The organism is Bradyrhizobium sp. McL0616 (assembly GCF_049993385.1).
Lineage (GTDB): Bacteria > Pseudomonadota > Alphaproteobacteria > Rhizobiales > Xanthobacteraceae > Bradyrhizobium.
Window position 1 is genome coordinate 7,030,247 of record NZ_CP188255.1, and the last position, 25,916, is coordinate 7,056,162.

Consider the following 25,916-nt stretch of genomic DNA (forward strand, 5'->3'; position numbering starts at 1 on the left):
GAAGGGTTTTTGCTAGGCGTGCATCTGGCCGATTTCTTGTTCGCGAGCAGGCCATGCGGCGACCGCTTTGCGACGATTGATGTAGCTGGATTTCCAAGGCAGAAGCGGCCCGGCTCGGGCCGCCTCGCCGTTTGCCTTTGCCTCTCAGCGGCGGCCGAACAATCCACCCATCATGCCGCCGAACAGACCGCCGGGGCCGCCTGTCGGCGCACCGCCGCCACTACTATAATGGCGCCGTCCGCCACCACCGGAGGAATGGCGACGCGCCGGCTCATCGTCTGCCTGCTCGGAGGGCGCAGCACGGGTCGAAACAATCTCCGACAGCAGAGCCTTGTGCTGGAGCTTGTTGAGGTAAGCGGTGGCGGGATAGCCACGTGCCGCCTGCCACCGCTTGATCACGGAGCGGGTCTCGTCGTCGAACGTCCCGGTCACCTTGACGTCGAAGCCGAGCCCGGTGAGGCGGCGCTGCGCGTCCCGGCGCTGCCCCTTGTCGAGACCGATCTGGTCCTCGGAGATCTGGTTGGCTTCTTCGGTGAAAGTCGCGGGATCAATCCCGGCCGACAGGTTACGGGTGGTGTTGGACGGTCCATCCTGCAACGCTGCGATGCGGGAGAGTGCGATCGATTTGAACGTGCCGTTCGGATAGTTGGTGAGATAGGCGTTGAGCTCTTCCACCTTGTTGGTGTCCTTGATCGAGCGCCAGAATTCGAGCTCGATGTCGGAGCTTTGCTTGGTTGCGGCCGACACCGGCGCGTTCGACGGATCGGTCGTGGCCGCAACCGACGCGGCAACCGGATTGAGATAGACGTTGCCGGTGAGGTTGGTGTGTCCCCAGGGTAATTGCCCCTTGCTCGTCTCGTCACTGACCTGGGCACGAACCTTGGTCATGGCCTGTTGGATCTCGACGCCCGGCTGGGCAATGTTGGCGACGAGGGCGCGGGTGAACGGGCTGTTGGTGCCGGCCTCGCCGTCGAGCGCGGTCTGGCCGGGGCCGGTGGCAAAGGCAATCAGCGTGCCCTCGCCCGACTTCATTTCGGCGAGGCCAGTCTGCACGCTGACGGTGCGAGTGGCCTTGGCCGAACGGATCTTTGCCGCGAACGGGTTATCACGGCAAGCGTCCAGGAATACGAGCTTCACCTTCGCATCCGCCATGGTCTGGTCGAGCGTGATGTCGACATTGATCGCCGCGCCGAGCTTGACGTCGATCTCGGATTTCAGGTCTGCGTCGATCGGCAACAGGTAGTTGACGCCGTTCACGGCAATCCCGTGGCCGGCATAGAAGAAGACGGCGACATCGGCGCCTTCGCTCTTCTTGCCGAACTCGAGAAGCTTCGCCGTCATCGCGTCGCGGGTAAGGTTGGCGCCCTCGACGACATCGAAGCCGACATTGCGCAGCACCCTGGCCATCGTCTTGGAATCGATCGCCGGGTTGGGAAGCTGCGGCACATTCTTGTAGGCGGAGTTGCCGACCACGAAGGCGACGCGCTTGTCGGCCAAAGCTGCGTTGCCACTGACGAGAAATGCTACGATCGAAATTGCTGCGATCAAGAAGCGCATGATCATTCTCCCCTGATCTAAACTTCTTCGCTGCTCTCGGATCAGCTTGAGCCGATCCGATGAGAGCAATTTGATCCAGTTCACGACGATGTACTGTGATCTGGATCACCCGGGGATTTCTGCTGCTCGAACCGAGCTGAGACACGCTGCGACGGTTGCTTTTCGGGCTGCTGACGCAGCGGGCAACAACGGCTGGTGACGAGCAATGGCGGCGAGATTGTACCCGCGTTGGCCGTGAGTCCAGCGCGTCGCGGGGGACGATCTCGAAAAGACTTGCAGGATTTGCACACGGCTTTCGAGGATCGAATGAGACAGCGTTACTTCCTGACGCGGGGCCTTGTGCTGCACCGGCGGTAGGTCACTGCCGCTGGCTGGATGCCATGGATGCCGACCGGCACTGGCGTTAAGATACGCGTGGAATTGTGGTCGGCTCTGAATGTGACTCGTATCACATAAGAGCCTTTGAACCTAGCTTACGCTCGCAGCATCAAATCGCCATCAGGCGTCACAGCGAGGATACGACAATGACCCATTTCAATAAGTTTTTTGGACTGAAGGCGATGACACTCACGGCCGCGCTGTCGATGACGGCGAGCCTGGCTTTCGCCGCGGACAACAACGTCTCCTCCAGCCAGATCCTGGATGCGCTGAAACCGAAGCCGGTGACCCGCGGTCTGTCTGTCGGTCCGCAGGCCGATCCGACGGCGCAGGCCAAGGAAGCGACCTTCCTGAACACCGTCCGCAACCGGCAGACCCGCTCGCTCTCGATGGGCGAGCGTGATCAGATCGCCGAGCTCGCGGCGGCCAAGCCGAACATCGATCTGGAGATCCAGTTCGATTACAACTCGGCCGACATCGCCAAGACCTCGGTGCCGTCGGTGCAGGCGCTCGGCAAGGCGCTGTCCGACCCGTCGCTAAAGGGCTCGACTTTCGTCGTCGCCGGCCATACCGACGCGATCGGTACCGAAGAATACAATCAGGGCCTCTCCGAACGTCGCGCCGATACCATCAAGAAGTATCTGGTGCAGAACTACGGCCTCAACAACGGCGATCTCGTCACCGTTGGTTATGGCAAGACCAAGCTGAAGGACACCGCCAACGGTGCCGACCCGGTCAACCGCCGCGTCCAGGTCGTGAACATGGACACCAAGACGGCGTCCAAATGATCTGAGACGTGATCACCACAATCGACAAGCCGCCTGCCGCGTGAACGGCAGGCGGCTTTCTCTTATCAGATCCAGCTCTGAAACAGCATCAGCCGGTTGAACGTCTGCATCGACGTGCCGACGAAGGCCGCCGAGATCGGCAGCATCGCCGCAAAGCCAATCGCGGCGACGCCGACATAGGCCCACAACAGCCAGCGCGGCAGCCTCTCTTTGCGCAGCACATAGACCAGCGCGAGAGAGGCCGCGGTTGCGGCCGGCAGATAATAATAGATGAAGCCGAGCGTGCGCGGCAGCAGCGCCCAGGCGAGCCAGGGGCCAAAGAAGAACGCCGCGATCAGGAACGCATCCCACCGACGTCCGACGATGAAGTCGCGCAGCACCACGACAAGCGCGAGCAGCGCCGGCCACGCTACCAGCGGATTGCCGAGGAAGACGACCGCGGAGACATTGTCTTCCGCGGTCTTGTCGAACAGGAACCACACCGGACGCGCAAGCAACGGCCAGGACGGCCACGAGCTCATATAGGTATGGCCCGCGATTGCCGTGGTGGTGTTGTCGGCAAAGATCCGGCGCTGCGCCTCGATCAGATCCGGCAACGATAATCCGTAGAGCGGAACGAAGGCAACAAGATAGGTCAGCGCCGGCAGCGCTGCAAAGCAGAGCGCGACATGGTGCAGCCTGAAATCAGGCCAAAGATCCGGCCGATACCAGTCGCTCGGCTTGGCGTCGGCAAACAGCGTGTGCCAGCTCTGCATCAGGCGGACGACCGCAACGATAGCGATGCAGACTCCGAGCGGAAACAAGCCACTCCATTTGCAAGACGCGGCTAGGCCAAACAGCGCCCCCGCAAGCGCGAACAACGCATGCGGGCGCTCTCTTCGAAAGCCATGCATGAAGGCGGCCGTCGCGAGCAGACCAAAGCCAAGCGCAAAAATGTCGAGCATCGCGATGCGCGCCTGGACATAGAGCATCTGGTTGAAGGCCGCGATCATCGCCGCCGCGATCGCAGGCCCTTGCGCGGCAAACAGCGCCAGACCACAGAGATAGATCGCAACGATCGCGAGCGCGCCGAACAGCGTCGCCGGATAGCGCCAGCCAAGCGCGTTGTCGCCGAAGGTCGCGATCGATGCCGCGATCAGCTCTTTTGCCAACGGCGGATGCATCGGGTTGAGCATCGGCTGCGACAGCGTGGAGCCGAGCAGTTGCCGCGCCGCCGGCACATAATGCACCTCGTCGAAGACGAATTTGTCCGGCGTCGCCAGCCCGATGAGCAGCGCGAGATGCGCAGCTAGGAAGATCGCGACAGCGATCACTGCGCTCCGCGACACCTTTGGGACCGCAGGCAATTCACGCGGCGGCTGTGGGGCTATTTTGCGTGGCAAATCTGCGTCACCGCGGATAAAAAAATAACTCAGCACCTGCATTGAACGCATTCTACCGCGGCTGTCACTAAGCTAACGCGCGTCCTGCGCCGCTTGTGATAATTCTGCCACAACACAAGTGCGCGCGGTCCGGTACGATCAGGGACATATCGATCGGTAGCGACATGAATTTCCGTTTCTTGCTTTTCCCCACACTGCTATCGGCCGCATTGTTCGCGGCGCCGTGCGCGCAGGCGCAAACGAAGACGCGCGTCGGCGAAGCCGTGCTGGTCCAGAACGAAGTGGTGCGCGTCGCCGCGACCACGACGCCGATCAATGTCGGCGACAGCATGCTGCGCGACGAGACCGTGCAGACCGGTGCCAACAGCGCGGCGCGTTTCGTCATGGCCGATAGCACCAACCTCTCGCTCGGCCCGAGCGCGACGCTGAAGCTTGATCGCACCGTCTTCAACGACGAGCACAGCTACCGCGACGTCGCGATCCGCATGACCACCGGCGCATTCCGTTTCGTCACCGGACATTCGGAAAAGACCGCCTACAAGATCACGACGCCGCTCGCAACCATCGGCGTGCGCGGCACCACACTCGATATCCTCTCCCAGCGCGGCCGCTCCATCATCGTGCTTCAGGAGGGTGCGGCCAGTGTCTGCACGCTGAGCTTCCAATGTGTGCAGCTCACCCAGCCCGGCGACACCGCAATCATCACCTCGACCGGCGGCAAGGTTTTGATCACCAAGACCAACACGCCACCCTGGACGTTTGCCGGCGCCTGTGCCGCGAATGCCGGGCTGTGCTCTGTCAACCAATATGCCGACGCATCGCCAACCATCACGCCCGCCGTCCATGACGACGGCATGCTGTGCGGGCGTTGATGATGGCGAAGCTCGGCTTCAGGCGGTTTGCATTGAGCGCCGCCGCAATCCTTGCACTGTTGGCGTTTGCGAACGACGTCCGTCCGGCTGCGGCGCAGTCCACCTGTGAGACCGAGTGCGGCGGGCCGAACCCCAATCCATCGCCGACGTACTCGCCTTCCCCCTCGTCGAGTCCATATCCCTCACCGAGCCCCTATCCGTCGCCGAGCCCGTATCCATCGCCGAGCCCGTATCCATCGCCGAGCCCGACGCCGACCGGCTCCGATTCCAGCGGCAACTCGATCGGCGGCCTCGCCAACCAGCGCTTCAACCAGATGATCACCAACCGGGTGCTCGGCACGGTGCTGCTCGGCGTCAACGAGCAGGTCAATTGCAGCGATTGCATCAGCGCGTTCGGTTCGGCCGGCTCGTTCTCGGCGGGCATCCACGGCCGCAAGGAGCTCACCCCCAATCTGTCGCTGCTCGCCGGCATCGCCTACACGCAATACAGCGAGGGCGGCTACAACATCACTAGCGCGCCGATCGGCGCCTTCGCGCTGCGCTTTGACTTCACCGATTGGGGCTCGTCGCGCCCGTTCTTCGACGTCGGCACGATTCTGACGCCGTGGGAGAAGGCGCGCTACACCCGCAGCTACAACACCAGCCTCGGTCCGGTGAGCGTGACGAGCTCGACCAACGCCGCCAACTACGCGGTCTATGGTCGCGCCGGCTGGATGAGCCGGCTGTCACCGCGCGACGAGGTCGCGGCCTCCGTCGAGGTCTGGCAGCTCTGGCAGCGCGTGTCGGGCTACGCGGACAATGCGGCCGCGTTCAATCCGTTCGACGCCACCATCGCGACGGGCACCGACCGGACCAGCCTGGTCAAGATCGGCGGCCAGTGGACCCATCTCTACGGCAGCAATATCGAAGCCAACGTCAATGGCGGCTGGGTGCAGTCGTTCGCCAGCCACAGCGGCATCGTCGCCACCGTGACCGGCGACGGCGTGGTGGTGCCGACGATGGGCAACCAAGGCTGGTTCGAATATGGCGGCCGCCTGGGCTTCCGCGTTTCCAAGGGCTGGATCGTTGACCTCTTCGCCAACGGCACGATAGGCCCGCAGCCGGTCGGCAACACGATCCATGGCGGCGTAGGGCTGAGAATCAATTACTGAGACGCGATCTCGCCTCAGACTCCGCCGTCATACCCCGCGTAGGTACGCCGCAGCCTATCGATTGACCACTACCGTTTCGGAGTACTGAATCGCCCGCCCTAGTGCGCAATTGCGCACAAGGCGGGCGATGACAGTAAGCATGTGGCGAAAGCGTACACCTCACGCCGCCGACTTGCCCTCGAACGCGCGACGCAAAACTTCGACATCCAGCTTCACCATCTTCATCATGGCCTGCATCGCGCGTGCGGCCGCAGCCCTGTCCGGACTCGTGAGAAATTCGAACATCACCTTCGGCACCACCTGCCAGGACACGCCGTAACGATCACTGATCCAGCCGCACTGCTGTTCCTTGCCGCCATGGGCCAGGAACGCATTCCAGACGCTGTCGACCTGGGCCTGATCGTCGCAATGGATCATCAGCGACAGCGCGTGGGTGTACTCCACCTTCATCCCGCCATTGAGCGCGACCAAAGGCTGTCCGGCCACCGTGAACTCGACGACGAGCACCGAGCCCTCCTTGCCGGACGGATTGTCCGCGACATTGCGCTGGACATGCGTGATCTCGGAATTCGGCACCAGCGAAACGTAGAATTTTGCGGCTTCCTCGGCATCGCCGTTGAACCACATGCAGGGCACGACCTTGGACATCGTGAGTGCTCCTCTTCAGTTTTCGATTTTCTCGAGGCTGGATCAGGCCATCGCGGGCTGCGTGGGGGCAGCCCCAAGGTCCATCCAGTTCACACCCCACATATGACCATCGGGATCCTCGAAGCTGCGGCCATACATGAAGCTGAACTCCTCCTTCGGGCTGGGATCGGCGGTGCCGCCGGCGACCTCGGCCTTGCCGACGATATCGTCGACGTCGTTGCGGCTGTCCGCGGACAGGCAGAGCAGCACCTGGTTCGAGGTCTTGGCATCCGCGATCGGCTTCGGCGTGAACTGGCGGAATTTGTCGTGGGTCAGCAGCATGGCGAAAATGGTCTCGGAGAAGACCATGCAGGACGCCGTCTCGTCGCAGAATTGCGGGTTCTTGACCGCGCCGATCGCCTCATAAAAGGCGGTGGCGCGCTTGAGGTCGGTCACCGGCAGGTTGACGAAGATCATCTTGGGCATCGGAAGCTCCTTGGGCGGGGTACTGCCCAAGGACGGATCGCCCGGGGGCCATCCGACATCGCTTCCGGATATTTTTTGACCGGGGCCTGCGTGGTTCTGCCGCAGCGGAACCACGCAGGCTTCCGCCCGTCCTACTTCTTCTCGTTCGGATCCCGGTGCACCGGATCGATCCACAGCACGGTCTCGGGCTTCTCGACCGGCTCGATGTCGAGATTGATCGCGACCGCCTCGCCGTCGCTGCGCACCAGCACGCATTCCAGCACCTCGTCGCGGCTGGCGTTGATCTCTTGATGCGGCACGTAGGGCGGCACGAAAATGAAATCGCCGGGGCCGGCCTCCGCGGTGAATTGCAGGCTCTCGCCCCAGCGCATCCGCGCCTTGCCCTTCACCACATAGATGACGCTTTCGAGATGGCCGTGGTGATGCGCGCCGGTCTTGGCATCGGGCTTGATGCTGACAGTGCCCGCCCACAATTTCTGCGCGCCGACGCGCGCGAAATTGATCGCGGCCGCGCGGTCCATACCTGCCGTCGACGGCACGTTCGTATCGAGCTGGTTGCCGGGGATGACGCGCACGCCGTCATGTTTCCAGCGATCGTCATGATCGTGGTCATGGTGGGAATGCGTGTGGTCATGGCCGGTCATGTGACTTGCTTTCTGTTGGTTCCGTGCGCGGCAAGCTAACCAAAGCCGGCCTATCAAGCCATACCCAAAATCGGAACTCTCGTAGCCGCCCGACGTTGTCATTCCGAGCCAACTGGAAGGAGAGTTTCATGGGTAGCACGAGCGACAAGATCAAGGGCACCGCCAACGAAGCCATCGGCAAGGCCAAGCAGGGCATCGGCGAAGCCACCGGTTCCGATCGCCTGAAGGGCGAAGGCGTGGTCCAGGAGGTACAGGGCAAGGGCCAGAAGGCCATGGGCGACGCCAAGGAAGCCGCAAAGGACGCGGTCGACCGCGCCGCTGCGGCGGCCAAGCGCGCGGCAGAATAACGCGCGTTAGATTGAAAGCGAAAAGACCGGCCGGAAGGCCGGTCTTTTTGTTTGGACGGTTACTTCACCGCGAGCAATTCGACATCGAACATCAGCGTCGCGTTCGGCGGGATCACGCCGCCAGCGCCGCGCGCGCCATAGCCGAGCTGCGGCGGGATGATCAGCGTACGTTTGCCGCCGACCTTCATCGTACCAACGCCCTCGTCCCAGCCGGCGATGACGCGGCCCTTGCCGATCGGAAACTCGAACGGCTCGTTGCGGTCGACCGACGAGTCGAATTTCTTGCCCTTCTGGCCGTTCTCATAGAGCCAGCCGGTGTAGTGCATCACGCAGATCTGGCCGGCCTTGGGCGAAGCGCCGGTGCCGACAACGCTGTCGATAGTCTGCAAGCCTGAAGCTGTGGTCATGGTCTTTCCTGCGGTCTGGGCCGAGGCCGTGGTGGAAACGAAATCGGACACGCTCGCGATCATTGTGATCGCGAGTGCCGACATGATGGCGAGGAGCACGCGTTGGAAACGCTGCATAAGACACCTTCCGTTTGAGGCGGGAGGTGTCTAGCGCAACGAAGGTGCGGTTTCCAGCCGTAACGTTTGCAGTTCTGGGCCGCGCTCAATAGCCAAGCGCGCAGCCGTCCTTACGCGGATCGGAACCGCCGGTGAGCGTGCCCTTGTCCCAGTCGATCCAGATCGCCTGGGCGCCGCCGAGCGGGCCTACCACGCTGGTGGTCTTGTGGCCGAGCTTCTTCAGGCCCTCGACGATATCGGCCGGCACGCTGTCCTCGAGCTGGTACTGGCCCTCGTAATGCAGGCCGCGCGGCATATCGATCGCCTCCTGCACGTCGCAGCCATAGTCGAGGATGTTGGTCACGACGTGGGTCTGACCGACCGGCTGATACTGGCCGCCCATCACCGCGAACGGCATCACGGACCGGCCGCCCTTGGTGAGGAGGCCCGGCATGATCGTGTGCAGCGGGCGCTTGCCGCCTTCGATGCAGTTGGGATGGCCGGGCTGGATGCGGAAGCCGCCGGCGCGGTTCTGCAACAGCACGCCGGTCTTGTTGGAGACAATGGCCGAGCCGAAGGAATGCGCGACCGAATTGATGAACGAGCAGACGTTGCGGTCCTTGTCGACCACCGTGATGTAGATGGTCGACGGATTCATCGGCGGCGCGACGTTCGGCAGGTCGAGCATGCCGTCCAGGCGGATCTTGCTGATATACTCGTCGGCAAAGCCCTTCGCGAGCATCTCGGCAACGTTGATCTTCATATGCTCGGGATCGGCGACATGCATCTCGCGATTCATGTAGGCGATGCGCGCCGCTTCCGCTTCGAGATGGAAACGCTCGACGCTGAGCGGCGCGAACTTCGTCAGGTCGAAGCGCGACAGGATGTTGAGCATCAGCAGTGCGGTGACGCCCGGGCCATTCGGCGGGCACTGCCAGACGTCGTAGCCCTTGTAGACGGTGCCGATCGGCGTCGTCGTCTCGGTGGTGTGCGCGGCGAAATCGTCGAGCGTGTGCAGGCCGCCGATTCCGCGCAGGGTCTCGACCATGTCTTCCGCGATCGCGCCCTTGTAGAAGGCGTCACGGCCGTCCTTGGCGATCGCGCGCAGGGTCTTGCCGAGCTCCGCCTGGCGGATGACGTCGCCGGCGACCGGCGGCTTGCCGCCCGGCAGCAGGTAGCGCACGGTGTTGGTGCCGTTCTTCAACTTCTCGAACTGGTTCTTCCAGTCGAAGGCGATGCGAGGCGCGACGACATAACCTTCCTCCGCCGCCTTGATCGCGGGCTGGAGCAGCCGGTCGAAGCCGAACTTGCCATGATCGCGCAGCACGGTCGCAAAGGCGTCGATCACGCCGGGGATCGAGACCGCATGCGCAGACGTCAGCGGTACGGACGTGATCTTACGCTCGAGATACCAGTCGGCATTCGCCGCCTTCGGCGCCCGGCCGGAGCCGTTATAGGCAATGATCTTGCCCTCGCCGCGCGGCTGGATCAGCGCGAAGCAGTCGCCGCCGATGCCGGTCGATTGCGGCTCGATCACGCCGAGCACCGCCGAACCTGCCACCGCCGCGTCCACCGCCGTGCCGCCCTCGCGCAGCACCTCGATTGCGGCGAGCGACGCCTGCGGATGCGAGGTCGCGACCATTGCGTTGGTGGCGTGGACCGTGGACCTGCCGGGGAAGTGGAAGTTTCTCATCGAATTCTTGCTCTCTCAGACGTCTCAGCTAAGGCTTGGGGCGCGCGGCGCTCCATCGCGGAAAAACCGGGCCTTCATGACACATTCCGGGCCGCCCGGGCAATGCTGGCATACCAGGGAAATGGCTGCCATTCGCTGGGAATAGACCTGTCGGTTGCGGGTTTTCTGGGCGCCGGCCGCCTGCTAAATGGGCCCATGATTTACAAGGTCTGCGCCTTCTACCAATTCGCCGCCCTGCCCGACTACCGCGAGTTGCGGGAGCCGCTGCGCGCGTTCTGCGCCGGCCTTTCGCTGAAGGGCAGCGTGCTGCTGGCGCATGAAGGCATCAACGGCACGATCGCCGGCGCGCCCGAGGCGATCGACGCGTTCGCTCACGAGCTCGCGCACGGCGACCTGTTCGGCGGCAGGCTGAACAATCTCGAATTGAAGTTCTCGACCTCCGAGGCGATGCCGTTCGGCCGGCTCAAGGTGCGGCTGAAGAAGGAGATCGTCACGCTTGGCGATGCGGCCGCCGATCCGACCCGGCAGGTCGGCGCTTATGTCGAGGCCGCCGAATGGAACGCGTTGATCTCGGCGCCCGACACGCTGGTGCTCGACACCCGCAACGCCTTCGAGGTGGCGATGGGCACGTTCGAGGGCGCGGTCGATCCCCGTATCAAGCGCTTTGGCCAGTTCAAGGATTTTGCCGCAGAGCAGCTCGATCCCGCAAAGCACCGGCGCATCGCGATGTTCTGCACCGGCGGCATCCGCTGCGAGAAGGCGAGCGCGCATCTGCTGGCGCGTGGCTTTGCCGAGGTCTATCACCTCAAGGGCGGCATTCTCAGATATCTCGAGGAGGTGCCGGAGGCGCAGAGCCGCTGGCGCGGCGAATGCTTCGTGTTCGACGAGCGCGTGGCGCTCGGCCATGGTCTGCAAGAACTTGGTTTGCGCCAACGGGACAAGGACGCCGCACGTGACGAATGAGATCAAGGCGCTGAGCGAGCGTATCGACACGATGGAGACGCGCCTGGCCTACCAGGACGACACCATCGAGACGCTGAACCAGACCATCACGGCGCAATGGAAGCAGATCGACGCGCTGACGCGACGGCTCGCACAGCTCAGCGAACGGCTGCAGGAGGCCGAGGCGAATGCGCCGGGTCCCGCCAACGAGCCTCCGCCGCATTACTGAACGGGATTATTGACCAGACGGCTTACTGGCCAGACGCTCTCGCCAGCAGGTTCATGACCTCGCCCGACATCATCAGGCGGTCGCGGCCGGCGTCCTTGGCGGCGTAAAGCGCCCGGTCGGCAGCTTCCACCAGCGATCCCGCGCCCGCGGTGCGCTCGAACGACGGCCGGCAGGCCGCGCCGCCAACCGAGACGGTGACGCACTTCGCCGCCGGATTGGCGGCATGAACAAGGCCTGCATCGTGGACAGCGCTGTGAATCCGCTCGCCGATCCGGGCGCAGCCGGCGGCATCGGTGTTTGGCAGCAGCATGGTGAATTCCTCGCCGCCATAACGGGCCGCGAGATCGCCGACCCGCTGCATCTCGGCGGCGATGATCTTGGCGACCACGCGCAAACAGGCGTCGCCTGCGGGATGGCCATATTCGTCGTTGTAGGCCTTGAAGTGATCGACGTCGATCATCAGCAGGCCGAGGCTGGAGCGGTCACGATAGGCGCGCGCCCATTCCTCGTTCAGCCTCTCGTCGAAACGACGGCGGTTGGCGAGACCGGTGAGGCTGTCCTCGATCGCGAGCGTCTCGAGCCTGGTCTCCAGCTGCTTTTGCTCGGTGATATCGCGCGAGATCGCGACGACGCCGTCGACATTGCCATTGTCCTTGCGCGTCACCCGCATGGTCGATTCCAGCCAGACCTCGGATTTCTGCCGGTGCACGTTGCGATAGGTGAGGCGCGCCTCGTCCCTCTCGCCGCGCTTCAGGGCATCGACGACGGCCTGGACTTGCGGCAGGTCCTCCGGATGGACGCCCGCGAGCGCCTGCGTCCCGATCAACTGATTGGCGCGCCAGCCCACGACACGGTTCGACGAGGGCGAGACGTAGCGCAGTCGTTCATCGAGCCCGATGCTGGTGACCATGTCGCTGGAGCCTTCCGCAAGCAGGCGGAAATGCGCCTCCTTCTCGACCAGGGCGGCGGCCATGCGCTGGCCGCGCTGCAGCTGCCGCACCAGCACCGCGCCGATCACCGCGATCAGCATCACCAGCGCGAGCACATAGAGCATGCGGGAAATCGCGGCAGCACGCCACGGCGCGAGCAACTCGTCCTTGTCGACGGTAGCGAGCAGGACGAGCGGATAGCGGCCAGAGCGCTTGAAGAAGCTGACGCGCTCGGCGCCGTCCAGCGGCGACTTGAAATGATAGGCGCCGTTCGGCCGTTGCAGGCTGGCGTCGCGGAACAGCGGGGTGTCGCCGACATTGCGGCCGACGAATTTGTCGTTGCTCGGGTTGCGCGCGATGATCATGCCGTCGCCGTACATCAACGCCACGGAGCTGTTGCGGCCGATCTCGAACTGCTCGTAGAAATGCGAAAGATATCTGGAACTGATGGCCGCGAGCACGACGCCGCCAAAACTGCCGTCCTGCTTGTCGAACCGGCGCGACAGGGTGACCACCCATTCGCCGTCCAGCAGGCTCTTCACGGGGTGGCCGACAAAGGCCTCGCGCTTGGGCGAGAGCTGGTGGTGACGGAAGAACGCGTCATCGCTGAGCGTCGAGACGATCGTGCCCGGCGAGGTCAACCAATTGCCCTGATCGTCGATGATGGCGAGGCTATGGACGCGCTCCATCGCCTTCTTGCGCACCTCCAGCAGGGTGCGCAGCTTGGCGATCGTGGCGGGATCGGTGCCGTCCATCTCCAGCCGGCTGACGACACCGACGACACCGGAATCCAGCAGATCGAGGCTGTCCTCGGCATGCTGCGTCAGCGAGCGGGCGACGTTCGCCATTTCGGTTTCGGCGCCCTTGAGCACGGCGTCCCGTGCTGCCCATTCGCGCCAGCCGCTGACGCCTAGGATGGCCACGCAAGTGAGCACGACGAACGCCGCCGCGCGTAGCGGCAGGCGGCTCCATCCGGCTCTCTTCGAGACGACATTCATGCAGCAGAAATCTCCGATGATCGGAACTTCTGCCGCTTCTGTTATTGAACCCTGAAACGCTTGCCGACATTCGCAACGATCTGCGGGTTTTCCCGTACTCCTACGGACGCAAGCGTCCGCAGATCGCTAACAATGCGTTATCGACCCTATCGGAAACCGGCGACCCGGCGCGCCTTAGCTGAAGATCGACTTAACCTTGGCCCACAGCGAGGGGCCGTCAGCTTCCGCGTCGGCCTTCGACGGCGCCGGCTGGGCAGCGCTGACAGGATCGGATGCGGGGAAACTATCCTTCAGGCCGGCGTCGAGCTTGGCGTGGCGATCGGCGACGAGCGCCTCGCGCAGATCGTCGGCGTGCTTGTCATGCGGCGCGGGATTGAATGTCTCAGCCATGGATTGCTCCTCCGTTGGCTGGTCAACGCGGCGCATTTGCGCTGGTTCCCCTGTTCCGCTCGGGCTTTCGACGGTGTATCAGGAACCTCAATCTGCATCAGGACAGTCCGTGCCCCAGTCTGCGACAAAACCCTTCATCGACGTGCTCTCCGGCCAGCGGCAGGCAATCCCGCCGGTCTGGATGATGCGGCAGGCCGGCCGCTATCTGCCGGAATATCGCGAGGTCCGCGCCAAGGCCGGCGGCTTCCTCGATCTCTGCTTCAATCCCGAGCTTGCCGCCGACGTGACGCTGCAACCGATCCGAAGGTTCGGCTTCGATGCGGCGATCATCTTCTCGGACATCCTGGTGATCCCCTATGCGCTCGGCCGCTCCGTGCGCTTCGAGGTCGGTGAAGGCCCACGACTGGAGCCGCTGGATGATCCCGCCAAGGTCGCGACGCTGGCGGCACACGCCGATTTCGGCAAGCTCGTGCCGGTGTTCGAGGCATTGCGCATCGTGCGCGGTGCGCTCGATCCGAAGATCGCGCTGATCGGCTTCTGCGGCGCGCCGTGGACGGTCGCGACCTACATGGTCGCAGGCCAGGGCACGCCGGACCAGGGACCGGCGCGGATGATGGCCTACCGGCATCCCGAAGCCTTCGCAAAAATCATCGACGTGCTGGTCGAGAACTCAATTGAGTACCTGCTGGCACAGCTCGCCGCCGGCGCCGACGTCCTGCAGATCTTCGACACCTGGGCGGGCGTGCTGCCGCCGGCCGAGTTCGCGCGCTGGTCGGTCGAGCCGACGCGGCGCATCGTCGAAGGCGTGCGGGCCAAGGTGCCGGATGCCAAAATCATCGGCTTCCCGCGCGGCGCCGGCGCGCAATTGCCCGGCTATGTCGAAGCGACCGGCGTCAACGCCGTCAGCATCGACTGGACCGCGGAGCCGGCATTCATCCGCGAGCGTGTTCAGTCACGCGTCGCCGTGCAGGGCAATCTCGATCCACTGGTGCTGATCACCGGCGGCGCGGCGCTCGACCGCGCGGTCGACAATGTGCTGGCGAATTTCGCGCAAGGGCGCTTCATCTTCAATCTCGGCCACGGCATCCAGCCGGAGACGCCGATCGCCCATGTCGAGCAGATGCTGAGGCGCGTGCGGGGGTAATTTGTCCCGCCCTGGTGGCGGGAACAAAAAACCGCGAAAACAACCCCATGCAAAGTAGAAATCATTGAGGGATTTCGCCCCGCGCGGCTTTGAGCCTTGTCGCGACGACGTTTGACTCGTCGGGCAAAACAGGCGCACGATCCTATGATCGCACCGATGATCGTTTTGAGAACGGCTAGCGCGGCCGGCTGCGCTCGATGATCTCGGCGGCGCCCTTCGTCAGTAGATCGAGTCCCACCGCACGGCCGAGTTCACGCGGGCGGTTCGCAGGTCCCGCGTGCGAAACCTCGATGATGGTATTGCCGGAAAGATCGAGCACGGACGCGGTGAGGGACATCTGATCGCCGTCGATGGTCGAGAAGCCCGCGACCGGCGAATTGCAGTGGCCGTTGAGCACCCATAGCACTTCGCGTTCGGCATCGGCACAGGCGTGCGCAGAGGGATCATCGATCGATGCGAGGATCTGCCGGGTCTGCCAATCCTGCGCGGCGCATTCGACCGCGACGATGCCCTGCCCTGCCGCAGGCAGCATCTCCGCAGCGGTGAACTCATAGGCGATGCGATGTGAAAGACCAACGCGATCGAGGCCGGAGCGCGCCATGATCAACGCATCCGCGGGCCCGACCGCGCCGCCATCCGGCAAGCGCTGCTTCTCGCCATGGTCGAGCTTTCGGACGCGCGTGTCGGCGGCGCCGCGAAAATGGATCACCTCGATCTCCGGAAACAACCGCCGCACATACGCGGCGCGGCGCACGGCATTCGTACCAATCTTGAAACCCTTGCCGCGCGATTGGCGCAGCGCCTCCAGCGTCACGCCCTCGCGCAGCACCAGCGCATCGCTCGCGGGATCGCGCGAGAGCGTGGCGCCGATAACGAGGCCGGGCGTGTCCTCGTTGCCGGGCATGTCCTTCAGCGAATGCATCGCCGCATGGAGTTCGCCCGATAGCACGGCGGCGCGGATCTGTGCCACGAAGGCACCGCCCTTGCCGCCATGCGGCAACAGCTTGCTGGTCTGGTCGAGATCGCCGGTGGTGTCGAACTTGACGATCTCGACCTCGAGACCGGGCATGGCGGCGGTCAGGCGGCGCGCGATCTCTTCCGTCTGTGCCAGCGCCATCGCGCTCTTGCGGGTGCCGATCTTCAATCGAGTAGCCAAGTCCAAACCCTCTCACTACGCGGGTTTACCGCGCATCCTCCAGTATCATGTCCGACGCCTTTTCGGCGATCATGATGATCGGCGCGTTGGTATTACCCGACACAAGGTCGGGCATGATCGAGCCATCGACCACGCGAAGGCCTTCAAGCCCCCTCACCTTCAGGCGCTGGTCCACCACCGCAAGCGCGTCATTGCCCATACGACAGGTCGAGGTCGGATGGTAGATGGTGCTGCCGCGCTCGCGGCAATAATCGAGCAGCTCGGCATCCGTGGATACCTTCGCCCCGGGATCGTACTCATTGACCACGAACGGCTTCAGCGCCGGCGCATGCAATATCTTGCGCAGGATCTTCAGGCCTTCGACATTCGTGGTGCGATCGGTCTCGGTCGACATGTAGTTGATGCGGATTTCCGGCGGCACCGTCGGGTCCGCGCTCTTGATGCGCAGGCTGCCGCGGCTTTCGGGCCGGAGCTGGCACACGGATGCGGTGAAGCCGGAAAAATCATGCAGCTTCTCGCCCATCTTGTCGGTCGAGAACGGCAGGAAGTGGACCTGTATATCGGGCGAGGCCAGCCGCGGATTGGTCTTGAAGAATGCGCCCGCCGTGCCGGCCGCGATCGTCAGCCAGCCTTTCCGGAACAGCGCATAGCGCGCACCGGCCAGCGTGCGGCGGATCGGATTGTTGACGGTGTCATTGAGCGTGACCTTCTGCGCGCAGCGCATCACGATGCGGACCTGCATGTGGTCCTGGAGATCGTGACCGACACCTTTCGCATCGAGCACGACGTCGATGCCGAGCTTGCGCAGGAGATCGCCGGGACCGACGCCGGAGAGCTGAAGCAGCTGCGGCGAGTTGTAGGCGCCGCTCGACAGCACGATCTCTTTTCGCGCCCGGGCGCGGCGGACAGCAGCGCCTTGCCGGTATTCGACGCCGACCGCGCGACGCCCCTCGAACAGCACGCGCTGGCCGAGCGCGGAGGTTTCGATCTTGAGATTGCTGCGTGTCTTCGCGGGTCCGAGATAAGCCACCGCCGTCGAGGCGCGGCGGCCGTTGCGCGTCGTGGTCTGGAACAGGCCGACGCCTTCCTGCGTGGCGCCGTTGAAATCGGGATTATAGGGCAAGCCGTTGGCGACCGCGGCGTCGATGAAGGCTTTCGACAGCGGATCGGTCACGACCATGTTGGACACCGGCAGCGGACCGCCCGTGCCGTGATATTGATCGGCGCCACGCGTCTGGTTCTCGGCCTTCTTGAAATAGGGCAGCACGTCGTCATAGCCCCAGCCGGCGTTGCCGTGCTGGCGCCAGCGGTCATAGTCCTCGTGCTGGCCGCGCACATAGAGCAGGCCGTTGATAGAGCTCGATCCGCCCAGCGTCTTGCCGCGCGGCTGGAACACCTGGCGGCCCTTCAGCTCGGGCTCCGGCTCGGTCTGGTACATCCAGTTGACGGTCTTTTCCTTGAATAGCTTTCCGTAGCCGAGCGGGACGTGGATCCAGATATTGGAATCCTTCGGGCCGGCCTCGAGCAGCAGCACGCTGTGCTTGCCATTCGCCGACAGCCGGTTGGCGAGCACGCAGCCGGCGGAGCCGGCGCCGACGATGATGTAGTCGAACTCAGAGTCGGACGGCGTGAGGGAGGAATTTGCGTTCATGCGCTACTGTTCTTCTTGTTGGCGTGGGCGTTTCCAGTTCGTCACTAGCATAATCATGCGCGCAGTCGCAGCGCCTCGACCAGCGACTTGAACGCACGGGCATATTCCGCGCCCGCCCTTGCGATATCCGTGCGTCCGGCGCAGGCGACGGCGGCCTCCGTCACCGCGCCGAGCAGCAGGCGCGCCAGCGGCTCGACCGGCTGCCGCGCGATCAGGCCAGCTTCCATCGCCACCGAGAGCGCACGCGGCATCTTGCCGCCAAAATGCTGCGCGTCGATCTCACGCCAGCGCTCCCAGCCGAGCACGGCCGGGCCGTCGCGCAGGATGATCTGGCCGGTCGGGCCCTTGGCGGTCGCCGCAAAATAATGCTGGGTGCCGGCAACCATCGCGGCCAGCACGTCCTTCTCGGCGCGCGTAGTGCTGTCGATCTCGGCGACGAGGTCGCGCGAGACGGCATCGAACACGGCTTCGAACACCGCCTCCTTGGTCTTGAAGTGATGATAGACCGCGCCCTTGGCGACGCCGGCGGCCTCGGCGATCTCGTCCATGGTGGTGGCGGCAAAGCCATGCGTCCCGAACAGCCGCCGCGCCGCCGCCAGGATCGCCTCCGATGTTGCGGCCCGCCGCTCCGCCTGTTTCGCCATGCATCTCGTCTAATCGAATTCAGCCGAGACAGCCAGTTGACTTTTCGACTATCGGTCGGTATTTACCGACTATCAGTCGGTTTTAATCGTGAGGTGATCCATGCCGAGCCGTGACATCGTCGAAGCCTTTGCAAAGCGGTTGGAGGCCGGTGACTTCATCGGCGCCATCGAGCAATTCTATACGCCCGATGCCGTAACCTATGAGAACAACGCCGCGCCGACGTTCGGCCGCGACAACCTCGTCGCCAAGGAGCGCGGCGTGCTCGCGGCGTCGAAGGAGGTCAAGGCTGTCCGCATGGGGCCGAGTATGATCGAGGGCGACCATGTCGCGACGCGCTGGAGCTTCAGGTTCACCAATGCCGAAGGCTTGACGCGAACGCTGGATGAAATTGCGTGGCAGACATGGCGGGGCGATCAGCTGATCGAAGAGCGGTTCTATTACGATCCGAAGCAAATCGGGCGGTGAGCGCGCCTCCTGGACATAGGTGTCATCGCCCGCGAAAGCGGGCGATCCAGTATTCCACCAGCGCTGGTGATTGAACCGATAAGCCACGGCGTACCGGATGCGCCACGTTTGCGGGTGACAGCGGAGACTGTGGCAAACATTCCGCTGCCGGTTACAGCCGTAACGCGCGCACCGCATTTGTATCGATTTGTTATCGATACCGCGGGTTCCACACGCGGAAGTGGTCGCGGCGATGCCGCATCGCGGGGATAATTCATAGTTCGTCAAAGGTTTGCGGCGAATTCTCCGGACCGGGCTGGACAAACACGGCCATACTAGGCTTTGGAATGCGGACACAACTGACCAGCTATTTCGCGCGGCTGTTCGCCGGCGATCTGTCGGCGTTCGGCGGCCCCGCAACCGACGAAGCCGTTGCCGGCCATATCCGCGCCGAACAGATGTCGCTCGTGCTCGGCTATTCCGTCGGCATCATGCTCGCCAATGCCTGCAACGCCGCCGTGCTCGCGGTCGCGCTGTGGAATTCGCCGGACGGGACATTTGCGCTGGCCTGGGCGGTCGTCGTCGCCGGCGCGGCGATCGTGTTCGGCCTGCAATCCCACGCCTCGCGGCGCATCACCAAACCGCAATTCGTCTCCCGCCGGGCCATGCATCGGCTGGTGCGCAATGCCTTCGTCCTCGGCGCTGCCTGGGGCATCGTGCCGGTTGCCTTCTTCGCGAACGCTGCCACCGGCGGACAGCTCGTCATCACCTGCCTCTGCTCCGGCATGCTGGCCGGCGGCGCGCTGGCCTTCGCCACCATCCCGATCGCGGCCATCGCATTCACGACGCCCATCTTCATTGGCATCGCGATCTGCCTCGGCCAGGACGGCGATCCCGCCTATGTGCTGATGGCGGTGCTGGTAGTGGTCTACGGCAGCGTGCTGCTGCGCGCCGTGTTCGTCAATTCCTTCGCCTTCGCGCGGCGCGTGATGCGGCAGATCGACGCCGAGCGCACGGTCCGGCAGGATCCGCTGACCCATTTGCCGAATCGTTTTGCCTTCAACGAGACGCTCGATGCCGCGCTGAAGCGGCTCGCGCTCTCCGGCGAGGAATTCGCCGTGCTGCTGCTCGACCTCGATCGCTTCAAGGAGGTCAACGACAAATTCGGCCATCCCGCCGGCGACGAATTCCTGGTCCAGGTCGCAAGCCGGCTGCAACGCTGCACCCGCGCGGCCGAGCATGTCGCCCGCATCGGCGGCGACGAGTTTGCGCTGGTGATGGCCAATCTGGCGCGGCCCGAGGATGCGCTCGATATCGCGGAGCGCTTCGTTGCGGCCTTCACCGAACCGTTCCTGATCGAGGGCTGCGAGATCGTTGGCGCAACCAGCGTCGGCATCGTGCTGGCGCCGCGCGACGGCAACACGCAGCTCGACATCATGAAGAACGCCGACACTGCGCTCTATCGCGCCAAGAAGGCGGGACCGGGCACGGTCTGCTTCTTCGAGCAAGCCGACGACAAGGCCTCGCGCGACCGCAAGGCGCTGCAGACGGACCTGGAAGGCGCGATCGCGCGTGACGAGCTGTTCCTGGTGTTCCAGCCGTTCCTCGATCTCGACGACAACAAGATCACCGGCTTCGAGGCGCTGCTTCGCTGGCAGCATCCCTCGCGCGGACTGGTGCCGCCGAGCGAGTTCATTCCGATCGCCGAGGAGACCGGGCTGATCCACGAGATCGGCGAATGGGTGATCCGGCGTGCCTGCGCGACACTGGCGGACTGGCCCGAAGAGATCCGCGTCGCCGTGAATTTCTCCGCGGCGCAGTTTCACAACGCCGGCATCCTCCAGACCATCGTGCAGGCGCTCGCCGACGCCAAGGTCGCCCCGCAACGGCTCGAGATCGAGATCACGGAATCGATGCTGCTGTCGAAATACGGCTCGGCCGCGTCGATCCTGAGTGCGCTGCTGCAGCTCGGCGCCACGGTGGCGTTAGATGATTTCGGCACCGGGTTCTCGTCGCTGACTTACCTGCGCAAGCTGCCGTTCAACCGCATCAAGATCGACCAGTCCTTCATCCGCGACATGCTGGTGCAGCCGGACTGCGCCGCGATCGTGAAATCGGTGATCTCGCTGGCGCGCGACCTGCGCATCGGCGTGGTCGCCGAAGGCGTCGAGACCGCCGATCAGCTCGAATATCTGAGGCAGATCAGTTGCGAGGAAGTGCAGGGTTATCTCATCAGCCGGCCGGTGTCGGCCGAGCAGGTTCTGGCGCTGCTCGACACGAAGAAATTTCGGGCGACCTACGCGGCGTAGGGCGTAGACTCGTAGACGCGGGGAGGTCCGATTCTAGCGGGTGAAGCAGACTTACGCAGGCAACCCCGGCGTTTCGCCTTTTGACCCCTTGGCGGATTTGGCGGGGACCCGCTAGCAGCCACGCGACGCTAAGTTGAAGGCTGACTCAGGATAGCTCATTCCGGGCAACTCGTGTATGCTGGCCGTACGCGGCTGGAAATAGCCAAGGGAGCGGGAAAAATGAGCGAAGAAGGTGCTCGCACGCGGCCTGCCGTCCCTCTCGCAGCTTCCCTTGCCCAGTTCACCGAAAAGCTGATCGCACGACGAGGCGTCGAGCAATCCAATGTCCTGTTCGGAGGCCAGATAGGCCCCGCTACAAAGGCTTTGAGCGCGAGGACCAACGCCATCGGTGTCGGCGACAAGGCACCGCACTTTTCGCTGCCAATGGCAGAGGGCGGAATGTGGAGTCTGGGGGAGCATCTTGCCCTTGGCGAGTACGGCTCACTGGTCGTCGTGTTCTATCGCGGCACCTGGTGCACCTACTGCAATCTCTATCTCCGCGGATTGCTCGAGGTTCGATCGCAGCTGTCCGACGCCAACGCCGCTTTGATTGCGGTCTCACCGGAGGCCGCACCAGCTTCCGGTGACGATGCCAGCGCCGAAGACGCGAGATTTCCGGTCCTAATCGATCATGGTGGCAAGGTCGCCGAACAGTACGGCCTCACCTTTGAAATGAATGATGCTGCCAAAAACGTGCTGAAGAGCTCCGGCCTTGATCTCGAGAAACGAAATGCCGATGGGCGATGGATACTTCCTGTGCCCGGGACATTCGTGATCGATCGCTCCGGCAGTGTTGCCTACGCTCATGTCGATGCAGATTATCGCACCCGGCCTGAACCGCAGGAGATAGTTGCAATGTGCCGGTCACTACGGAGCTAGCCGGTATCGCATCGACGTGGGCGACAGATTAATCGAAACGAGACACAGCACCACTTCCGCCTTTGGACCCACTCGCAATCGCGGTCGATCAGGACGACGCCGACGTAGAGCCGGGCAAGCGTGGCAACCAGCGCGACACGTTGGCGCAATAGGTGTCGTACTCCGCTCCAAATCCCCCACGCAGCGTCGGCTCCTCATAAGCCAGAACGAAGATGTGGAAGCCGATCCACAGTAGCGCGCCGTAGACCAGAAGCCTTGCGTTTCCGAGGATCAGTCCTTGGCCGAGTACAATCGCCACTAGGGCAAGATAGATCGGATTGCGGACATAACGATTGGGGCCGGTGATCACCAAATGTTGCGGTGGTTCAACCGGCGCTGGCGTGCCGCCGCCTTGCAGCGCAAATCGTGTGAAGGTTTCGACCAACACCGGAATGCCGAGCAGGATCAGAACCACGCCGAACCATCGGATAAGCTGGAGATCGAAGAACGGCGCTTGCAGACGCCATTGCGAAATCCACCACGGCACGACACCGGCCACCGTCGTGGGGGCAATCAGAAAAAAGACCGCCGACCCCAGAACTGCCAGGCCTCTGGTCATGATGTTGCTCTCGGCCTCACAAATCCCAGCGTGCACCCGCGATAGTGACGCAGTCGCGATCGCCGGCCTCATCGTAGCGCCCGGCGACTGGGGCGACAAGGATCGACTGGCCCGGGTCACACTGCTCACGACCGCTCATGGCCCCTTAACCGACTAGCTTGCGCGAACTGAACCCGTCCGCTCCCGAGGCCGGAGCGAGCAAGGCATGGCTTCGCGGGTTGATCGTATGAGGGCACGCATTGCACCCGGTCAGACCGCATCCGCCCGGAGCAGCGTGTCCACCGTGATGGTGCCCCGCGCGCGGGAGACGCAGGCGCAGATCTTCTGGTTGCTTTGCTTTTGATGGTCGCTGAAGAAGACGTCGCGATGATCGATCTCGCCGTCGACTTCGACCACGTCGATGGCGCAGAGGCCGCATTCGCCGCGCTTGCAGTCGTACATCACGTCGTGGCCGCTGGCATTGAGCACGTCGAGCATCGAGCGCTCGCGCGGAATTTCCAGCTCGACTTCAGAGCCCATCAGGCGCACGCGAAAAGCTTCGGTCGGCAGCGTGCCGCTGGAGCCGAAGGTCTCGTAGCGGAGATCGGGAAGCAGATGGCCAGCGCCGACCCAGGCGTGGCGGGCGGCATCGAGCATCCGCATTGGGCCGCAGAACAGCGCCAGCGCGCCTTTCGGCACTGAGGCAAACAGGGCGTCGAGATCGAGCCGCTTGCCTTCATCGCTCGCATGAACGGCCAGCCGCTGACCTAGCGCCTCGGTGAGGTCGTCGAGATAAGCGGCCTCGCCGCGCGAGCGCACGGCATAATGCAGCGTGACATCAGCCCCGCGCCGCGCCAGCGCCTGCGCGGCACCGAGGATCGGGGTGATGCCAATGCCGCCGGCGATCAGACAATAGTTTTCGCGCGCCCAGTCGACGGCGAGCAGCGACGCCGGCTTCGTGATGTCGAGCCGCGCGCCCGGCGCGAGCTGCCACATATAGCGCGAGCCGCCGCGGGAATCCTCGGCCCGGCCCACTGCGATCCGCAAGCCCCGCGGCGAGGCTTCACCGACCAGCGAATAGGACCGCGTCTCCGGCTGGCCGTCGATGGTCACGCTGACATTGATGTGGCTACCGACCGGATAGGCGGCGCCGTCGAACTGATCCGGCAAAATCAGGAATTCGCGAATGCCCGGCGAAAGATCGCGCGTCGAGACCAGCGTCGCAGGGGTCCAGGTTTCGATGAAGCGCATGGTGACTGCCCTCAGTCGGTTGCGGTCTTGATCAGCGCGAGCGCCGGCAGGAGGTCGAGATGGGTCCGGTTGCGCAGCGCGAGCCGAAGATTGCGCACGGCGAGCCGCGCATGCTCGCGCATGACGGCCTCGGCGCGCGCGCCTTCGCGATTCTCGATCGCGTCGATGACGACGCGGTGGTGCTCCTGGCCGATGATCAGGATCTGCTGCGCCTCGGGCAGCGCCGACTGCGCCATCACGAAGCCGCTTGGGGAGGCAAACGGCAACGCCGAGGCGCGGTCGATCTGCCGGATCAAGGGCGGGCTGCGCGACAATTCGGTGAGCAGGGCGTGGAAGCGCGCGTTCAGCGCGACATAGGACGAGAAGGCGTCGACCGAAATCGGCACCTGACGCAGCAATTCCTCGATCGCGGCGAGACATTCCTTCAGCGGTTCGAGCTCGCGTGCTGACACGCCGCGCTCGGCCGCGAAGCGCGCGGCGAGGCCTTCCAGCGTGCCGCGCAGCTCGATGGAATCGGAGATGTCGCGCTCCGAAAACGCCTTCACCATGAAGCCGCCGGAGGGGATCGCCTCCAGCAAGCCCTCTTCCTCCAGCCGCACCAGCGCCATGCGCACCGGCGTGCGCGAGGCACCCGTCGTCTCCACCGCCTGAAGCTCGGAGATGCGCTCGCCGGGGCGCAACGACCCGGACAGGATCTGGTCGCGCAGCGCGAGCTGCGCCTTCACGGTCTGCGAGACGGAGCGGTCGACCTCGCGCTCGGCCATATCCTACTCCGCGGCCTGAAGGTGTTGCGGCGGGTTTTCCTTCGCCACCATCTTGTCGATCAGCTTGCGCGTCCACATCGCGCCGGCGTCGATGTTGAGGTTGTAGAAGATGCGATCGGGGTTCTCGTCCATCGCGCGCTGCTGCGCTTCGAGGATCAGCTCGTCCTCGTGGAAGATGCCGGAGACACCGTCGCGGATCTCGGAGGTGATGCGCTGCTCGCCGATCTGGTAGTTGCGGACGAAGGCCCAGAAATAATGGCAGGTCTTTTCGGTTTCGGGCGTGATGGTGTTGAGCACGAAGCCGTTGACGCCCTGCGAGCGGTCGCCTTCCGGCGCGCCGGTGCCGGTCGGCGCGACGCCGACGTCGATCGCGATGGTGCAGGGAGCCTCGAAGCGGATGATCTGCCAGCGGTCGACGAGGCCGGACTTGCCAAGCTGTTTCGCCCAGAACGGTGGCGCCTCGATGCCGCGCATCCAGCGCGTCACCGTCACCGTCTTCTCGCCATGGGTGACGTCGAACGGCGCTTCGGCGACCGCATCATTGCCGATCGACGAGCCGTGCACGAAGGTCTCGTGGGTGAGGTCCATGAGATTGTCGAGCACAAGGCGGTAGTCGCAATTGACGCGGATGGTCTTGCCGTCGCCAGCCCAGGCGGGATCGTGATTCCAGTGCATGTCGGGCACCAGCGCGGGATCGGCAAGCGCGGGGTCGCCCATCCAGAGCCAGATGTAGCGGTGACGCTCGACCACGGGATAGGCGCGGACACAGGCCGACGGGTTGATGGTCTCCTGCGAGGGCATGAAGGTGCAGCGCCCCTGCGCATTGTATTTCAGGCCGTGATAGCCGCAGACGACGGTATCGCCTTCGAGCCGTCCCTTGGACAGCGGCACCAGGCGATGCCAGCAGGCGTCCTCGAGTGCGGTCACGGAGCCGTCAGCCTTGCGGTACATCACGACGTGCTTGCCGCAGATGGTGCGCGGCAACAGCGCCGGCTTCACCTCGGCATCCCAGGCGGCGGCGTACCAGGCGTTCATGGGGAAGGGCTTTGTCACCGGGCGATCTCCCAAAGGCTTATGGATACGTTGTGTATACAATAGCGGAGGAGGAGAATGATTCAAGCCCAGCATTACCCTACTTAAT

Annotated in this window: 26 protein-coding genes; 10 read left to right on the forward strand and 16 right to left on the reverse strand. The window is 63.9% G+C overall.

Annotated features, from left to right (window positions below; genetic code table 11):
- Positions 1-144: 144 nt before the first annotated feature.
- Positions 145-1,557 carry a caspase family protein gene (locus tag ACPPVR_RS33800; RefSeq protein ID WP_426610847.1) on the reverse strand — a complete coding sequence of 471 codons (1,413 nt, stop codon included), beginning with the start codon at positions 1,555-1,557 and terminating at the stop codon, positions 145-147.
- Positions 1,558-2,081: 524 nt separating this feature from the next.
- On the opposite strand from ACPPVR_RS33800, the gene ACPPVR_RS33805 reads away from it, so the two are divergent.
- Complete coding sequence (locus tag ACPPVR_RS33805) at positions 2,082-2,723, forward strand: OmpA family protein (RefSeq protein WP_426610848.1); 642 nt, start codon at positions 2,082-2,084, stop codon at positions 2,721-2,723.
- A gap of 65 nt (positions 2,724-2,788) precedes the next feature.
- Here ACPPVR_RS33805 and ACPPVR_RS33810 read toward each other — a convergent pair whose 3' ends face one another.
- Entirely contained in the window at positions 2,789-4,069 is a 1,281-nt protein-coding gene (locus ACPPVR_RS33810) for a phospholipid carrier-dependent glycosyltransferase (RefSeq protein ID WP_426616237.1), read from the reverse strand.
- A 200-nt stretch (positions 4,070-4,269) separates the two neighbouring features.
- On the opposite strand from ACPPVR_RS33810, the gene ACPPVR_RS33815 reads away from it, so the two are divergent.
- The gene (locus tag ACPPVR_RS33815) at positions 4,270-4,977 is read left to right on the forward strand and encodes a FecR family protein (protein WP_426610849.1); all 708 of its coding nucleotides are present in this window, start codon (positions 4,270-4,272) and stop codon (positions 4,975-4,977) included.
- A 2-nt stretch (positions 4,978-4,979) separates the two neighbouring features.
- Positions 4,980-6,128: a hypothetical protein gene (locus tag ACPPVR_RS33820; RefSeq protein WP_426610850.1), complete on the forward strand. Its 1,149-nt coding sequence runs from the start codon at positions 4,980-4,982 to the stop codon at positions 6,126-6,128.
- A 159-nt stretch (positions 6,129-6,287) separates the two neighbouring features.
- Here the strand turns inward: ACPPVR_RS33820 and ACPPVR_RS33825 are convergent, their stop codons facing one another.
- The 3 genes from ACPPVR_RS33825 to ACPPVR_RS33835 form a co-directional block, all read right to left on the reverse strand.
- On the reverse strand, positions 6,288-6,776 hold the full coding sequence (locus ACPPVR_RS33825; protein ID WP_426610851.1) for a VOC family protein: 489 nt from the start codon (positions 6,774-6,776) through the stop codon (positions 6,288-6,290).
- Positions 6,777-6,818: 42 nt separating this feature from the next.
- Positions 6,819-7,241: a VOC family protein gene (locus tag ACPPVR_RS33830; protein WP_426610852.1), complete on the reverse strand. Its 423-nt coding sequence runs from the start codon at positions 7,239-7,241 to the stop codon at positions 6,819-6,821.
- Between the two features lie 131 nt (positions 7,242-7,372).
- Entirely contained in the window at positions 7,373-7,885 is a 513-nt protein-coding gene (locus tag ACPPVR_RS33835; RefSeq protein WP_028148584.1) for a cupin domain-containing protein, read from the reverse strand.
- Between the two features lie 128 nt (positions 7,886-8,013).
- Here ACPPVR_RS33835 and ACPPVR_RS33840 point away from each other — a divergent pair, with 128 nt between their 5' ends.
- On the forward strand, positions 8,014-8,232 hold the full coding sequence (locus tag ACPPVR_RS33840) for a CsbD family protein (protein ID WP_426610853.1): 219 nt from the start codon (positions 8,014-8,016) through the stop codon (positions 8,230-8,232).
- 59 nt (positions 8,233-8,291) lie between these two features.
- Here ACPPVR_RS33840 and ACPPVR_RS33845 read toward each other — a convergent pair whose 3' ends face one another.
- Together ACPPVR_RS33845 and ggt are read right to left on the reverse strand one after the other, a co-directional pair.
- A complete protein-coding gene (locus ACPPVR_RS33845; RefSeq protein ID WP_426610854.1) occupies positions 8,292-8,756 on the reverse strand; it encodes an FKBP-type peptidyl-prolyl cis-trans isomerase in 465 nt (154 codons plus the stop codon).
- An 85-nt stretch (positions 8,757-8,841) separates the two neighbouring features.
- On the reverse strand, positions 8,842-10,428 hold the full coding sequence (ggt, locus tag ACPPVR_RS33850; RefSeq protein WP_426610855.1) for a gamma-glutamyltransferase: 1,587 nt from the start codon (positions 10,426-10,428) through the stop codon (positions 8,842-8,844).
- A 195-nt stretch (positions 10,429-10,623) separates the two neighbouring features.
- Between ggt and ACPPVR_RS33855 the strand changes: the two genes are divergently transcribed.
- Together ACPPVR_RS33855 and ACPPVR_RS33860 are read left to right on the forward strand one after the other, a co-directional pair.
- On the forward strand, positions 10,624-11,391 hold the full coding sequence (locus ACPPVR_RS33855) for a rhodanese-related sulfurtransferase (RefSeq protein ID WP_426610856.1): 768 nt from the start codon (positions 10,624-10,626) through the stop codon (positions 11,389-11,391).
- Positions 11,381-11,599, forward strand: a complete 219-nt coding sequence (locus tag ACPPVR_RS33860) for a SlyX family protein (RefSeq protein WP_426610857.1) — start codon at positions 11,381-11,383, stop codon at positions 11,597-11,599. The genes ACPPVR_RS33855 and ACPPVR_RS33860 overlap by 11 nt, the downstream gene beginning before the upstream one ends.
- A 22-nt stretch (positions 11,600-11,621) precedes the next feature.
- Here ACPPVR_RS33860 and ACPPVR_RS33865 read toward each other — a convergent pair whose 3' ends face one another.
- Positions 11,622-13,526 (reverse strand): sensor domain-containing diguanylate cyclase, encoded by a 1,905-nt coding sequence (locus ACPPVR_RS33865; protein ID WP_426610858.1) that lies wholly within the window; start codon positions 13,524-13,526, stop codon positions 11,622-11,624.
- 174 nt (positions 13,527-13,700) lie between these two features.
- Positions 13,701-13,916 carry a hypothetical protein gene (locus ACPPVR_RS33870; RefSeq protein ID WP_426610859.1) on the reverse strand — a complete coding sequence of 72 codons (216 nt, stop codon included), beginning with the start codon at positions 13,914-13,916 and terminating at the stop codon, positions 13,701-13,703.
- A gap of 109 nt (positions 13,917-14,025) precedes the next feature.
- Between ACPPVR_RS33870 and hemE the strand changes: the two genes are divergently transcribed.
- Positions 14,026-15,060 carry a uroporphyrinogen decarboxylase gene (gene hemE, locus ACPPVR_RS33875; RefSeq protein ID WP_426610860.1) on the forward strand — a complete coding sequence of 345 codons (1,035 nt, stop codon included), beginning with the start codon at positions 14,026-14,028 and terminating at the stop codon, positions 15,058-15,060.
- A gap of 175 nt (positions 15,061-15,235) precedes the next feature.
- On the opposite strand, the gene hemC is transcribed toward hemE, so the two are convergent.
- The 3 genes from hemC to ACPPVR_RS33890 are packed head-to-tail and all read right to left on the reverse strand — an operon-like array spanning position 15,236 to position 18,511.
- Complete coding sequence (gene hemC / locus ACPPVR_RS33880) at positions 15,236-16,216, reverse strand: hydroxymethylbilane synthase (protein ID WP_426610861.1); 981 nt, start codon at positions 16,214-16,216, stop codon at positions 15,236-15,238.
- A gap of 25 nt (positions 16,217-16,241) precedes the next feature.
- Positions 16,242-17,867 (reverse strand): GMC family oxidoreductase, encoded by a 1,626-nt coding sequence (locus ACPPVR_RS33885; RefSeq protein ID WP_426610862.1) that lies wholly within the window; start codon positions 17,865-17,867, stop codon positions 16,242-16,244.
- Between the two features lie 53 nt (positions 17,868-17,920).
- On the reverse strand, positions 17,921-18,511 hold the full coding sequence (locus ACPPVR_RS33890) for a TetR/AcrR family transcriptional regulator (RefSeq protein ID WP_426610863.1): 591 nt from the start codon (positions 18,509-18,511) through the stop codon (positions 17,921-17,923).
- Positions 18,512-18,611: 100 nt separating this feature from the next.
- On the opposite strand from ACPPVR_RS33890, the gene ACPPVR_RS33895 reads away from it, so the two are divergent.
- From ACPPVR_RS33895 to ACPPVR_RS33905, 3 genes are all read left to right on the forward strand, one after another.
- A complete protein-coding gene (locus tag ACPPVR_RS33895) occupies positions 18,612-18,977 on the forward strand; it encodes a YybH family protein (protein WP_426610864.1) in 366 nt (121 codons plus the stop codon).
- Positions 18,978-19,303: 326 nt separating this feature from the next.
- Positions 19,304-21,265, forward strand: a complete 1,962-nt coding sequence (locus tag ACPPVR_RS33900; protein ID WP_426610865.1) for a putative bifunctional diguanylate cyclase/phosphodiesterase — start codon at positions 19,304-19,306, stop codon at positions 21,263-21,265.
- A gap of 219 nt (positions 21,266-21,484) precedes the next feature.
- Positions 21,485-22,183: a peroxiredoxin-like family protein gene (locus ACPPVR_RS33905; protein ID WP_426610866.1), complete on the forward strand. Its 699-nt coding sequence runs from the start codon at positions 21,485-21,487 to the stop codon at positions 22,181-22,183.
- Positions 22,184-22,271: 88 nt separating this feature from the next.
- Here the strand turns inward: ACPPVR_RS33905 and ACPPVR_RS33910 are convergent, their stop codons facing one another.
- The 4 genes from ACPPVR_RS33910 to ACPPVR_RS33925 form a co-directional block, all read right to left on the reverse strand.
- Positions 22,272-22,781 (reverse strand): methyltransferase family protein, encoded by a 510-nt coding sequence (locus ACPPVR_RS33910; protein WP_426610867.1) that lies wholly within the window; start codon positions 22,779-22,781, stop codon positions 22,272-22,274.
- A 249-nt stretch (positions 22,782-23,030) separates the two neighbouring features.
- Complete coding sequence (locus ACPPVR_RS33915; protein ID WP_426610868.1) at positions 23,031-24,011, reverse strand: PDR/VanB family oxidoreductase; 981 nt, start codon at positions 24,009-24,011, stop codon at positions 23,031-23,033.
- Positions 24,012-24,022: 11 nt separating this feature from the next.
- Complete coding sequence (locus ACPPVR_RS33920) at positions 24,023-24,775, reverse strand: GntR family transcriptional regulator (RefSeq protein ID WP_211387023.1); 753 nt, start codon at positions 24,773-24,775, stop codon at positions 24,023-24,025.
- A gap of 3 nt (positions 24,776-24,778) precedes the next feature.
- Positions 24,779-25,828, reverse strand: coding sequence for a Rieske 2Fe-2S domain-containing protein (locus ACPPVR_RS33925; protein ID WP_426610869.1), 1,050 nt, complete (start codon positions 25,826-25,828; stop codon positions 24,779-24,781).
- Positions 25,829-25,916 lie beyond the last annotated feature (88 nt).